Genomic DNA, 13392 nt, shown 5'->3' on the forward strand with positions numbered 1-13392 from the left:
TATTGCGAGGCTGAGTTTCTAGACTCAGGGAATAATGAATAGTGGGATTATAACCAATATTGATTCGGCAATAGACTTAGATTACTACGCTAAGTTTATTGCTGGAAAAACAGCACTGGTTGCCCAAGGCGGCGGACAGCGAAGTATTTTTACGGCTGGTGTGCTGGACGCATTTCTTCTTTCTAATTTTGACCCTTTCGACGAATTCTTTGGCACCTCAGCGGGTGCGCTTAATTTGTGTGCCTATCTGTGCCGTGATAAAGGGCTAGGTCGTTCTTTCGTTCTTGATTTAACGACGGCTCCAGAATTCTTCAATCTTTTCTCTTATATACGAAAGCGACAGAACTTAGGTTTAGAGTGGGCCTTAGAACAGATCATGGCTTACCCATACAAGCTTGATCTTGATTTGGGACGACAAACCTTAGGTGATCGCCATTTCTCGGCGGCAGTAACCGATTCTAAAGACTTACGAGACCATTATTTTCCGTTGATGGGAGAAGACTGGTACAAAGTGATGATTGCGACCTGTGCCATCCCTCGTTTGTACAATGATGAAATCTTCATTGGTGACAGTGCTTATGTTGACGGTGGCGTGTCTGCGTCTATTCCTGTGCAAGAAGCATGGCGTAGGCAAGCTCGATCGATAGTCGTGATACGTACTGAGCCTGTATTGGAAGAGGGAGCCGAGCTATCCAAGGAGATTCAAGGTAAACATGCCTTAATGAAAGCACCTAAGCCTATATCGGCTGAGGAGTTGGAATGGTTCCGTGAGTCGTTTGATAGTGTGCAAGATCATTGGCAACAAAAAGTAGAACAATGGAAAACCGATTGGACGTCATTCTTTCAGCAGCAAATTCTCCGTTCAAAGGAGCAAAAGCGCGATAGAGGGCACCTTGACCTGCTCAATGGTGGACGATGGCTATTTGGTGCTGATGATATTTATCGTTTAAGTCATTTGATTGGCGATAAGTTTGATTCTGGCTTAGCTGACATGTTGATGGTTCATTATCAGACCTACTCATTAACTCAGAACTTTTTGAACTCTCCACCGGACGATGCGTTTGTTGTTCAAATTGCACCCAGCAAACCGCTTAAGTCGAGCTCTTTGATGAGTGACAAGGAAGATTTGCTGTACGATTACGACTTAGGTTTAGAGGCGGGTTACCGATTTGTAGAAACCTATACTTCAACGGAAAACGCTCGCAGCTCACATATGCCACAGTTGGCGACTTGCGCTGCTGATAAATAATATTCGAAATTGCTAAGTAATATTCGAAATTGATAAGTAATACTCGAATTTGAAAGTTAGTACGTAATGAGCTAACAAGGTTCTGAAGTGAAAAAGGGTTACTGAACTTAGTTCAATAACCCTTTTTTGATCTTGGCTGGGTCGCTGATCAACGAACTGACCTAATCAAACACTAACTGATTAAGTGACAGGCAAGATTCTCATACAGTTGGTTGATCCTGCCACGTCCATAATGTCGCCTTGAGTGACGATCACGAGATCGCCAAACTTAAGATGCTCTTTCTCTTTTAGGCAAGTGAGCGTAGATAGGGCAATGTCAAAGCTATCTTCGGCTTCTGTCTCGAAGTAGATAGGTGTCACACCGCGGTATAAGGTGCAGCGATTAAGTGTTCCTTCGTTACGAGACAGCGCGTAGATAGGCATATCAGCACTTAGACGAGACATCATCAGTGCAGTACGGCCTGACTCGGTGAGAGTGACTACGCCCTTAATGCCTTCCATATGGTTTGCAGAATAGATGGTTGCCATTGAGACAGTTTCTTCGGCGGTGACAAAAGTACGGTCAATACGGTAATTAGATTGGTTATTAATGCCCGCCATTTTCTCTGCGCCAATACAGACTTCTGCCATCGATTTTACGGTTTCAACTGGGTAATCACCGGCAGCGGTTTCACCTGAAAGCATGACAGCATCTGTTCCATCAAGTACCGCATTGGCAACGTCCATCACTTCGGCACGGGTTGGCATTGGTGCTGAGATCATTGATTCCATCATCTGAGTTGCGGTGATGACAGTTCTGTTAAGCGCTCTAGCACGGCGTATAAGCTGTTTTTGTACCCCGACCAACTCAGGGTCGCCAATCTCTACTCCGAGGTCACCACGAGCCACCATGACCACATCTGAGGCCATTATGATGTCATCCATGTTCTCAACAGTGGCTACCGTCTCTGCTCGCTCTACTTTTGCTACAAGGTGAGCTTCTAAGCCCGCTTCTCGTGCAAGCTGACGAGCGTAGTGCATGTCTGCGCCGTTGCGTGGGAAAGACACTGCGAGGTAATCCACTTTGATTTGGGCTGCGGTGACGATGTCGCGCTTATCTTTTTCTGTCAGCGCTTCTGCGGAAAGGCCACCGCCTTTTTTATTGATGCCTTTGTTATTTGACAGTGGACCGCCAATGATGACTTCTGTATGAACGCGACAGCCTTCCACTTCGGTCACTTTCAGCTGAACACGACCATCGTCGAGTAACAGGATGTCGTTAGCTGAAACGTCGTTAGGTAATTCTTTATAATCAAGACCGACCGCTTGTTGGTTGCCTGCACCTAAACCTAGGCTACTGTCGAGAGTGAATTTGTCACCCACAGCAAGTTGGATTTTACCATCTTTGAATGTCGATACTCGAATCTTGGGGCCTTGTAAGTCACCGAGAATAGCGATTTGAGTGCCAAGTCTTTTTGCAATTGCTCTGACGTTTTCTGCGCGTTGTATATGGTCGTCGCTGGTGCCGTGAGAGAAGTTCATGCGGACGACATTGGCACCGGCTTTGATGATCTCTTCAAGCACGTTACCTTTATCAGTAGAAGGGCCTAGCGTTGTGACGATTTTCGTTTTTCTTAATTCGGCTGTCATGAATACTCCTAGAGTGAGGCCAAGTAATCTTTTAAAAGACTGAATTAAGTATATGCATTAATTGATTATTTATTGGGAGCTAGGGAGATATTTCATTATTTGTCTCTAATTATTGAATTCAGGGCTCAATAACGATGTTTTATTCTGAAAATTAAGTCTCAATTTATCGATTTTGGTGTTAATTTTCCTCGAACTATTTGACTCGATACACAAAGATTCATGTATATACGTGATACTGGTCACGGCGATATACCAAGTGACTTCACAATTACTTCGCAAAGTAAAAAAATTAACTCGTTGATGATTTCTGGAGCGTAAAATGTACATGGCTCAACCGGGCCATATTGATCATATCAAACAGGTCAATGCTGGTCGTGTATATAAACTAATTGACCTTAAAGGTCCTATTTCTCGTATCGATCTGTCCAAGCAAAGTGAGTTGGCTCCGGCGAGTATTACTAAAATTACCCGTGAACTCATTGAAGCTCACCTTATTCACGAAACGACGGTTCAAGAAGCCACGACTCGTGGGCGTCCTGCTGTCGGTCTGCAAACCAATAACGAAGGTTGGCAGTTTCTGTCGATGCGTCTTGGTCGCGGATACTTGACGATCGCGCTTCATGAATTGGGCGGTGACGTGCTTATCGATACCAAGATTGATATTCATGAACGTGACCAAGATGATGTACTTGCGCGTCTTCTACATGAAATTGATGAATTTTTCCAAACCTATGCTGAGCAACTCGATAGGGTAACAAGCATTGCGGTTACGCTACCGGGCCTTGTGAATTCTGAGCAAGGTATTGTGTTGCAGATGCCGCACTACAACGTTAAAAATTTAGCGTTGGGTCCTGAGATTTACAAAGAAACCGGTCTGCCTGTTTTTATTGCCAATGATACCCGAGCTTGGGCATTAGCAGAGAAGCTGTTTGGTCACTCACAAGACAACGATAATTCAGTTCTTATCTCGATTCACCATGGTGTCGGTGCTGGGATCATCCTTGACGGCCGAGTGTTGCAAGGTCGCCACGGTAATATCGGTGAACTTGGGCATATTCAGATCGATAAGCAGGGCAAACTTTGTCATTGTGGTAACCGAGGCTGCTTAGAAACAGTCGCGAGTTCTCAGGCGATCCGTGATCAAGTGAAAGAGCGACTGGCTAATGGTGAAGCATCGTCATTAACTGTGTTTGAAGATGTCACTATTGAACAGATCTGTGCTGCCGCTGCTGATGGCGATCCATTGGCTGTTGAAGTTATTGAACAGCTAGGTCGTTACTTAGGTGCCGCGATAGCGATTGTGATTAACCTTTTCAACCCTGAGAAAATCTTGGTGGGTGGTGTTATCAATCAGGCTAAAAGCGTGTTGTACCCTGCGATTCAAAAGTGTATCGAAGAGCAGAGTTTATCGGTTTACCATCAAGATTTAGAGCTGGTGGAATCTCGATTCTATAAACAAGCAACCATGCCTGGTGCTGCGCTTGTTAAACAAGCCTTATATGATGGCCAACTGTTAATGAAAGTTGTTGAAGGTTAACTCCTTATACTCGTCTTTTAGCCTCACCCGAAACCTTTCCATGTACTTAAGCTTTGTATAACATCATTTGTTGTACTTAGTTTAAGCATTCTGTGCATTGGCGCTTTGCTTTAACCTATTGAAGTAGGCTATTGTAGCCACAGTTATTATTTGTCACTAAGGTGTTGTATGTCTGGCGTTTTAAATTCGGTTGATCAGAGAACCAAACTGGTCGGTGAAAACCGTCTGGAGCTCTTGTTATTCAGCTTAAACAGTCGTCAACTTTTTGCGATTAACGTATTTAAAGTGAAAGAAGTCCTAAAAGTGCCAGTACTCACTCGCTTGCCGGGCTCTCACCATCATATTACGGGTGTTGCGTCTCTACGTGGTGAATCGGTGCCTGTTATCGATTTGCGCAGCGCGATTGGCTTCCCACCGTCACGAGATGAGACTCAAGAAAATAACTTGATCATCACGGAATACAACCGAACTGTGCAAGGTTTCTTGGTTGGACAAGTGCGTAATATCGTGAATACGACGTGGACTGAAATTCAGCCGCCGCCAAAGACAACGGGTCGTGCCAATTACCTGACGGCTATCACGCATATTCAAGAAGAAGAGCAGCACAAGATCGTTGAGATTATTGATGTTGAAAAGGTACTCGCTGAAATCATCGATTATGATGTTTCGATTTCTGACGGTGTATTAGATGAGCAACTTGCCAATGAAATGGTTGGACGCAATGTACTTATCGTTGATGACTCTTCAACCGCGCGTAACCAGATTAAAGGTACCTTATCGCAACTGGGTTTGAACATTATTGAATGTTGTGATGGTTTAGAAGCACTGACCTTACTTAAGGGTTGGTGTGATGAAGGCAAAGACATCAATCAAGAAATATTGCTGATGATCACCGATGCCGAAATGCCTGAAATGGACGGCTATAAACTGACGCATGAAGTGCGTACGGATCCAAGAATGCATGACCTATTCATCACGCTAAACACTTCATTAAGTGGAAGTTTTAATGAAGCCATGGTTGAGAAAGTAGGGTGTAATCGCTTTATTTCTAAGTTCCAACCGGACCTTCTGGTTGAAGTGACTCAAGAACGAATGCGTCAGATTTTATAATTAAGACTGCTGTACGGTTATTTTGAGTGACCTTATGGAAAACGTTTGCTAATATTCATACAGCATATTTTTCTTAACGAAATATGCTCAACTACTAGCGTAACTTTTCACACACAATCTAAGGTAGTTCCTCTTAATGATATGGTTGACTTCTAAAGTCGTAATGACTTTGAGCTTATTACTGTATAGGGAATTTAAGAAAAGACGTACGGAAGCTGAAGTTGAGTCATAACTCAACAATTGGAATCGAAGGGAAGCTGATGCTTTCCTTTTTCGTTTCTCCGTCTATCGTTTCTTAGTCAATGAACGATAGAAAAACAGTTGGTACATAGCTAATGAAAATCCCGAGACTTGGTGTTCAAGCCAACAATCTCTTCGGTAATATCGATGAGCTTCCCCGCTATAACATGCACGACTTCCCCTTCTTTTTCTAATATCCCTTGTACCTTTAAAGCCTTGGCTGTGAGATAAGCTTGTTGTTGGGCGCGCGCGGTGGCTCCCCAGACCACAACATTAATATTGCCTGTGTTATCTTCCAATGTGACAAAGGTGACCCCAGCTGCGGTGCCAGGTGATTGTTTACCCGTGACCAATCCGACAACGGTGACCATGGATTTGTGTCTCTGTTGTATTAAGTCCTTCATGTGTGTGAATCGACCTAATCGATTGGCTTCTTCGAGCACAGTGATTGGGTGTTTGTTTAATGAAATCCCGACACTGGTGAAATCTTCGAGTAGATCTTGCATCTCACTGGGTTGATGCAATGAGAGCTCGCCATTATCATCTTCTGCATAGTCATCGACTTGGTTAAACAAAGGTAGATCAGAGGCTGAGTCCATGATCGCCCAGCGAGTCTGGAAGCGGTCTCCAGAAACGTTATGTAGCGCATTGGCCGATGCCAGTAGTTCGATGTCTTTCTTATTCATCGATAACTGTTTCACCTGACTAGGGTGTCGATAACCGGATGGTGGACGATTGGCGAGCACGCTTTGAATTCCATGCTCGCTGAATCCTTTGATTTGTCGCAGCCCTAAGCGAATCGCTAAACCGTTCTGATGTTCAACGACTATGTGGTTGTCTTGTGAGGCGTTCACACATACCGGAAGTATCACCACATTGTGTCGTTGTGCGTCTTGTACCAACTGTGAAGGGCTGTAAAAGCCCATGGGTTGGCTATTCAGCAAAGAAGCGTAGAAACATTCTGGGTAGTAACATTTCAACCAAGCTGAGCAATACGCTAATACTGCAAATGAAGCCGAGTGGCTTTCAGGAAAGCCGTACTCGCCAAAGCCGCATATCTGTTTAAAGATCTGTTCGGCAAATTCTGTCTCATAGCCACGTTTTTGCATGCCCTCGATAAGCTTGTTTTTAAACTTAAAGACGTTGCCATTTTTCTTCCAAGCGGCCATCGCGCGTCTGAGTTGATCCGCTTCTCCGCCTGTGAAGCCTGCGGCCACCATCGCGAGTTTAATCACTTGCTCTTGGAATATCGGTACACCCAAGGTGCGCGACAGTACTGATTCCACGTCTTTAGATGGATAACTGATTGGCTCAATGCCATCTCGACGTTTTAGGAACGGATGCACCATATCGCCTTGAATAGGCCCTGGACGCACGATAGCGATTTGAATCACCAAGTCGTAATAAGTTCTCGGTTTAAGCCTTGGCAGCATGCTCATTTGCGCTCGTGACTCAATTTGGAATATCCCTACTGTGTCTGCCCGTTGAATCATGCCGTAAACCTGAGGATCGTCTTTGAGGCGTGTGATCTCTGCGATCGTTAGCGAGCGACCATGAATGCGTTTGATTAGGTCGAAACATTTACGAATCGCAGAGAGCATACCCAACGCGAGCACATCAACCTTCAGCAGCCCCAATGTTTCAAGATCATCCTTATCCCATTGGATAATGGTTCGATCGTGCATTGCGGCATTCTCGACGGGAACCAGTTCATACAAAGGCCCTGAAGATATGACAAAGCCACCAACGTGTTGAGATAGGTGACGTGGAAAGCCGATGATCTCATTCACCAAGTGGATAAATTGTTGCCCCTTCAAAGAATCAGGTTGCAGCCCCAATTGAGTTAACTGAGCCTGCCAACCTAGGCTTTTGTCCCTACGGTTGGTGTTCTTGATGAAGTAGTCGAGCTGGGCTTCTTGTAGCCCTAATGCTTTACCAACATCTCTTACCGCACTTTTAAAGCGATAAGAAATGACCGTTGCAGCAAGCGCGGCCCGTTCTCTACCGTATTTTTGGTAGATGTATTGGATGACTTCTTCACGGCGTTCGTGTTCAAAATCGACATCAATATCAGGCGGCTCATCGCGCTCTTTACTGATGAAGCGCTCAAATAACACCGAGATCTGTCTTGGATCGACAGAGGTGATTTCTAGGCAGTAACAGACTACGGAATTGGCCGCTGAACCTCGACCTTGATAAAGAATACCTTGGCTTTTGGCAAACATGACGATGTCATGAATGGTGAGAAAGAAGAAAGGGTAGTCGAGATCATCAATCAATCCGAGTTCTTTATCTATGATTTGTTGAATGTTGCTAGGCACACCTTGTGGGAAGCGAGCTTGTTTCCCTCTCTCGACCAACATGCGCAGATAACTCATGGGTGTCTCACCTTGAGGAATCAGTTCACTGGGATATTCGTAGCGCAAACTGTTTAACTCAAATTCGCACAGTTCTGAGATTCGGTTGCTCTCTTCTAGCCACTCCGCTTTGAAAATACGTGAGAGCTTATTGATGCTTCGTAAACAGCGCTCGGCATTGGCCAGTAAGTGACTACCCACTTCAGTAATGGGTTTTTGGTACTTGATCGCAGTGAGTGAGTGCTGCAAGGGTAAGCGGTTAGCATTGTGCATCAATACACCGCCGCAAGCCGTTATCGGCAGGTGATGATGTTGTGACAGCTCGACGCAGTAATCTGTGTACTGCTGGTCGGTTTGTTTTAGGTGTCGTTGTAAGCCGATCCACAACCGGCCTGAATGATGCTGGGAGAGCCATTGCCCCCAGTGTGCGTCTTCATTTTTCTGTTGAGGGAGCCAAAGAATAAAACAATGCTTAGCCGACATGATATCCCACTCAGAGAGCTGATAATGTCCCTTGGTGCTACGACGTCTAGCATTGGTAATAATACGGCACAGTTCGGCGTAGGCTTGTCTGTTTGGGCATATCAAGATCACTTGGCACTCTTCATTTAACCAAAACATACTCCCGACAATTTGCTTGAGCGACAGTTTATGTTGCTTGATTGCAGAGTGAACCTTAACGATGCCCGCCACCGAGCACTCATCAGTGACAGCGAGTGCTTTATAACGTAAGAAGTCGGCCTGTAAAACAAGCTCTTCTGCGTGTGAGGCTCCCTCAAGGAAGGAGTAATTACTTTGGCAAAATAGCTCTGAGTATTGCTGAGACATAACGTAATCTTACTTAACCATTGCGAGTGAACATGATTGAAAAGGGATGTTGAAATTGAGTACGTGGAACGGACGAGCTAACGAAGTTTCTTACTGACTTTTTTACAGACTAGCTTTCTTACTGACTTACTTTCCTACAAGCTAGCTAAATAAGCCGTGTAAAAACCACTGCTTATCTGGCGTTCTAAAGATCCATAGCCACCGACCGTTTTCGCTGTGAGCAATAAAGTAGTCACGAATGATTTTCTCGCCATCCCACCAGCCAGAAACAATGCGCTCAGGGCCTTGGGATAAGGTGACATTTTCGGTTAGGGCTTCGGGCTCTGGCAATAAAATACTGGGCCTGAGTCGCTGTTGGTTGATGTTGAGAGTCGCTGTTTGTTGCTCGAACTCTGGGGGTGTTTGCCTCTTTGCCATAGACTTACTCAGTGTTGGAAGCGAGTACTGATTGGCTTTTTCTGGCCTTGGGTCGTGTTGTATTTTCGGTGTTTGAATGCAGGCTTGCCCTAACTTAGCTTGCAGTAATGAGAGCAAATCTAACGCGGCAAGTGTTCCTGTATTGCCATCAAAAAGATCACGGTAGGCCATTTGCGGTTCTCCATGACGAATTACGGAAAGGGTCAGCCCCTGAACCGGTGCCGTGATCTTCAGTGATTCTAAGGTTAGATGAGTCAGGTTCGCCCACTTTGCAGCAAGGTAATCGCCTTGTGCTGAATAGAAAGAGACAGGGTGGTCGTCTTTATCTCTCAGATGCAAAGTCAGCGTTAACTCGAAAGCAACTCGGTCGCGTAGCTTCAAAAAACACTCGAGTTGATTTAATAATTTCAGTAACGGCTTTTCGATAAACAGGATGTTTTCAATATCAAACAATAGCTCGAGATATTGCTGAAAATTCTCCGGTGGATGGTAGAAATCAATCGGGTGCTTGAACTGGCCGTTAAGGCGACCCACATAGTTCACCAAATCGATATCAAAGCGACGTGCGACATCTTGCAAAGGCAGTTTCAATAGGTCATCCACTAAGTTAATGCCGACACGGTTCAGACGTTCCACTTGCTTAGTTGGCAACTCACTAGAACTCAATGCTTGTTGATTGACCCATGCTTTCATTTGCTCAACATTATTAGTGACTTGGTTGATGGATTGCTTACCCAAAAGGATCGCAGAAAGTGGCGAGTAACCTGTCGCGAAGCTGAACTGGATATTGAGCGTTTCTAAGTGGCTTTTGAGCTGATGCCAGTAGTTATCTAGCCCATCGTAAAGTGACAGCATATTAGATGCTTTAATCAACAAACCATTCGGTGGTAGTAAAGCCATGTCAGAAGTGACCAAATACGCCCATTGAGCGATCTCTTTGAGCTTACTTTTTTCTAGCTCAATACTGTAAGGGTGGACGTGTAAGTTATGGCAAAGCGCCGCCGCAGACCCTAGCCCCATACCAAGTGAAATTCCCGATTGCAGCGCAGCTTGGTTAGCTTGCAGCACACGGTGATCTTTTTCATCCACGATGATAATAGGTTGCTCGTGTGACTCTTCATTAGAGTGAACTTTCTCGGAGTTAGATAGCTCAGAATTAAACAAGGTATCCAACTGCAGAGATGGAAAGTGCAGATAAAGCCACAACATACGCTAGCCTTGTTTCGCAATAGGAAAAGCCAGCACGGTGTTATTTGATAAAGCACTATGTGAACTGTCTTGAAGGGTGATTTTTTCAGTGAGTAACGGCCAATTTTGGCTCATGTCTAGAATAAAGCTGCCATACGACCAACTGCCTTTCCTTTTTGTGACCTCAACCTTTAGCCCTTGGGCGTGAGAAGATAGCTTCATGCTTAGAGAAACGGGTAGGGATAACTGATTATGGCTGGTGGCCTTAAAGTGAAATTGCAGACACTTACCGGTTTCGCTTGCTGCTTGTAGGCGCTTGGTTTGGTGTATTTCTAGGTCGGCTCCCCATAGCAATACCGAGTGACAGGCGCCGCTTTTAAGGCATTGCTCAGCTGCCCACAATGCATCGAGATCGCGCTGAGGTTGGATAACGAGGATGTTCTCTAGTTCAATACCTTGGCTGCTAAAAAACTCAGCACAGATCTTCCCCGGTGGGTTAATGAAGATGGCCAATTGTTGTGAGTTTTGTTGAGCTAAATAGGGTGTAAGCAGGCGAAGTTCACCGATCCCTTGTTGCGATTCAACCTCAATAACACCATGCGTCGGAAAGCCACCATCAAGCTGTTTATCCAATTGAGAATAGCCTGTTGAAGTAGTACTTCCTTGCGTTGTTGATTGTAACCCTGTCCAGATTAGCTGGCGGTCTTGTAAGTTTTTTATTAGTTCATGCATAATTAAATACCTGTATATTTATACAGTATATTTAACAATGGAAAAGATGCAAAGAAAAATGACGAAAATCAGATGAACTAAATATTAGATGGTTGATTTAGATACAAAAAAAGCCGCTATGGAAGCGGCTTCTTACTGTTGGTTAATGATATCAGTTACTTAGGTTGAGCATCGATACATTGGCCATTAATGTCTGTCACACTTGGGTTCATTAAGTGTAGATAAAGCGGGATGATGTCGAGTGGCGTTTTCAGCTTGTTCGCATCTTCACCTGGGTACGCTTTTGCACGCATGCGTGTTTGAGTGCCGCCAGGATTGATCGCGTTTACACGGATGTTGGTGTCTTCAAGTTCGTCCGCTAGGATTTGCATCATGCCTTCGGTAGCAAACTTAGAAATCGCATAAGTGCCCCAGAATGCACGGCCAGAGTGACCAACTGTAGAAGAGGTGAATACGATACGACCGGCTTCAGCTTTTTTAATGACAGGCAGTAATGCTTGAGTCATTAGAAATTCAGCTTTAACGTTGATTTGCATAACGCCATCAAACGTCTCTTCATCGATTTGATCAAATGGACTTAACGTGCCAAGCACACCTGCGTTATGCAGTAGGCCGTCTAAACGACCGAACTGTGATTCAATGGTTTCAGCCATATCAATGTAGTTCTGCTTTGTTGCTCCTTTGAGGTCTAGCGGAATGATCGCAGCCTGAGGGTAACCAGCACTTTCGATTTCATCGTAAATGAATTCAAGGTTTTTAACATTGCGGCCTAACAGAATGACAGTTGCACCATGTTGAGCGAAGCTTAGTGCGGCTTGGCGACCAATGCCAGCACCGGCACCTGTAACCAAAATTACTTTATCTTTGAGGGCATCTGTAGAGATTGGGTAATCCACTGTGCTTATCCTTCTTTCTTTTATTATGTTCGTCATTCCATTGGTGTTTAATCACACAGATAAACGCAGGAATGATGAGAAATTCTTGGTAATCGTGACAAGATGGTTACAATACACTAATTCATACATTAGGGGATATGACATTGGAATTTTTGTTGGACTACGGCTTGTTTTTAGCCAAGATTGCGACCGTTGTAATCGCCATCATTGCAATTTTAGTGATTGCTAAATCGGTGGGTGGAAAATCAAGCGCGATTAAAGGTGAGCTGGAAATCACGAACCTATCTGAGCACCATAAACAGACGATTGAACAATTAGAGCACCATCTACACGATGATGCTTTCATCAAAGCCCGTGATAAAGCAGAAAAGAAAGCGGAAAAAGAAAAAGTAAAATCACGTGGCAAAGAAGTGAAAAAAGCAGCGAAAGAGGGTGAGCTTGATAGCAAGCGTGAACCACATCTATTCGTTCTCGATTTTAACGGCAGCATTGATGCGAAAGAAGTGGCTTCGCTACGTGAAGAGGTAACGGCGGTGTTGGCTGTGGCTCGTGAAGGTGATGAAGTATTGCTTAAGCTTGAGTCTGGCGGTGGCATGGTTCACGGCTATGGTTTGGCGTCTTCTCAACTCGACCGTATCAAAGCAGCAGGCCTGCCTCTGACTATCTCGGTAGACAAAGTAGCCGCGAGTGGTGGTTACATGATGGCATGTATCGCGGACAAAATTGTATCTGCACCTTTTGCTATTGTTGGCTCTATTGGTGTTATTGCTCAACTGCCAAACTTCAATAAATTGCTTAAAAAACATGATATTGAGTTCGAACAGCTAACGGCGGGTGAGTACAAACGCACACTTACTATGTTTGGTGAGAACAGCGATAAAGCACGCGAGAAGTTTAAAGAAGAGCTCGAAGAGACACATGGCCTATTCAAAGACTTCATCCGTGACCATCGTCCAGCACTCGATCTTGAAAAAGTAGCAACGGGTGAGCACTGGTTTGGTACACAAGCACATGAGCTTGGGCTGGTGGATGAGATCAGCACTTCTGATGATTTAGTCGTAGCGGCATGTAAGGACAAAACGGTTCTAGCGATTCACTACGTACAGAAGAAAAAGCTGTCAGACAAACTAGCGGGCGTGGCAGGTAAATCTGCAGACAGCGTGCTGATGAAGCTGATTGAACGCGGCCAAAAGCCGATTGTTTAAGCTT

At 44.8% G+C, this 13392-nt stretch carries 9 protein-coding genes; 4 read left to right on the forward strand and 5 right to left on the reverse strand.

The annotated features are described in order from the left end of the window. Nucleotides 1-34: 34 nt before the first annotated feature. Nucleotides 35-1249, forward strand: a complete 1215-nt coding sequence (locus AACU28_RS13855) for a patatin-like phospholipase family protein (protein WP_017088593.1) — start codon at nt 35-37, stop codon at nt 1247-1249. 180 nt (nt 1250-1429) lie between these two features. Here AACU28_RS13855 and pyk read toward each other — a convergent pair whose 3' ends face one another. Continuing rightward, nucleotides 1430-2878, reverse strand: a complete 1449-nt coding sequence (pyk, locus tag AACU28_RS13860) for a pyruvate kinase (RefSeq protein ID WP_004736568.1) — start codon at nt 2876-2878, stop codon at nt 1430-1432. Between the two features lie 319 nt (nt 2879-3197). Between pyk and mlc the strand changes: the two genes are divergently transcribed. Together mlc and AACU28_RS13870 are read left to right on the forward strand one after the other, a co-directional pair. Beyond that, nucleotides 3198-4415: a sugar metabolism global transcriptional regulator Mlc gene (gene mlc, locus AACU28_RS13865; protein ID WP_017084008.1), complete on the forward strand. Its 1218-nt coding sequence runs from the start codon at nt 3198-3200 to the stop codon at nt 4413-4415. A gap of 168 nt (nt 4416-4583) precedes the next feature. After that, on the forward strand, nt 4584-5525 hold the full coding sequence (locus AACU28_RS13870) for a chemotaxis protein CheV (RefSeq protein ID WP_004736572.1): 942 nt from the start codon (nt 4584-4586) through the stop codon (nt 5523-5525). A gap of 332 nt (nt 5526-5857) precedes the next feature. Here AACU28_RS13870 and AACU28_RS13875 read toward each other — a convergent pair whose 3' ends face one another. From AACU28_RS13875 to AACU28_RS13890, 4 genes are all read right to left on the reverse strand, one after another. Beyond that, nucleotides 5858-8950: an error-prone DNA polymerase gene (locus AACU28_RS13875; RefSeq protein WP_121603075.1), complete on the reverse strand. Its 3093-nt coding sequence runs from the start codon at nt 8948-8950 to the stop codon at nt 5858-5860. A 141-nt stretch (nt 8951-9091) separates the two neighbouring features. Next, nucleotides 9092-10576, reverse strand: a complete 1485-nt coding sequence (locus tag AACU28_RS13880; protein WP_121603076.1) for a Y-family DNA polymerase — start codon at nt 10574-10576, stop codon at nt 9092-9094. A gap of 3 nt (nt 10577-10579) precedes the next feature. Continuing rightward, the gene (gene imuA / locus AACU28_RS13885) at nt 10580-11287 is read right to left on the reverse strand and encodes a translesion DNA synthesis-associated protein ImuA (RefSeq protein ID WP_108122202.1); all 708 of its coding nucleotides are present in this window, start codon (nt 11285-11287) and stop codon (nt 10580-10582) included. Between the two features lie 155 nt (nt 11288-11442). Then, nucleotides 11443-12183, reverse strand: a complete 741-nt coding sequence (locus AACU28_RS13890; RefSeq protein WP_004736577.1) for a YciK family oxidoreductase — start codon at nt 12181-12183, stop codon at nt 11443-11445. A 143-nt stretch (nt 12184-12326) separates the two neighbouring features. Between AACU28_RS13890 and sohB the strand changes: the two genes are divergently transcribed. Continuing rightward, complete coding sequence (sohB, locus tag AACU28_RS13895; protein ID WP_009849001.1) at nt 12327-13388, forward strand: protease SohB; 1062 nt, start codon at nt 12327-12329, stop codon at nt 13386-13388. Nucleotides 13389-13392: the final 4 nt, after the last annotated feature.

Source organism: Vibrio sp. SBT000027, assembly GCF_963894355.1.
Taxonomy (GTDB): domain Bacteria; phylum Pseudomonadota; class Gammaproteobacteria; order Enterobacterales; family Vibrionaceae; genus Vibrio; species Vibrio splendidus.

What these genes read in the sequence shown, in the direction of transcription:
- AACU28_RS13855 (WP_017088593.1), top strand. Translation starts at nt 35, where the DNA reads ATGAATAGTGGGATTATAACCAATATTGATTCGGCAATAGACTTAGAT.
- pyk (WP_004736568.1), bottom strand. Translation starts at nt 2,878, where the DNA reads ATGACAGCCGAATTAAGAAAAACGAAAATCGTCACAACGCTAGGCCCT.
- mlc (WP_017084008.1), top strand. Translation starts at nt 3,198, where the DNA reads ATGTACATGGCTCAACCGGGCCATATTGATCATATCAAACAGGTCAAT.
- AACU28_RS13870 (WP_004736572.1), top strand. Translation starts at nt 4,584, where the DNA reads ATGTCTGGCGTTTTAAATTCGGTTGATCAGAGAACCAAACTGGTCGGT.
- AACU28_RS13875 (WP_121603075.1), bottom strand. Translation starts at nt 8,950, where the DNA reads ATGTCTCAGCAATACTCAGAGCTATTTTGCCAAAGTAATTACTCCTTC.
- AACU28_RS13880 (WP_121603076.1), bottom strand. Translation starts at nt 10,576, where the DNA reads ATGTTGTGGCTTTATCTGCACTTTCCATCTCTGCAGTTGGATACCTTG.
- imuA (WP_108122202.1), bottom strand. Translation starts at nt 11,287, where the DNA reads ATGCATGAACTAATAAAAAACTTACAAGACCGCCAGCTAATCTGGACA.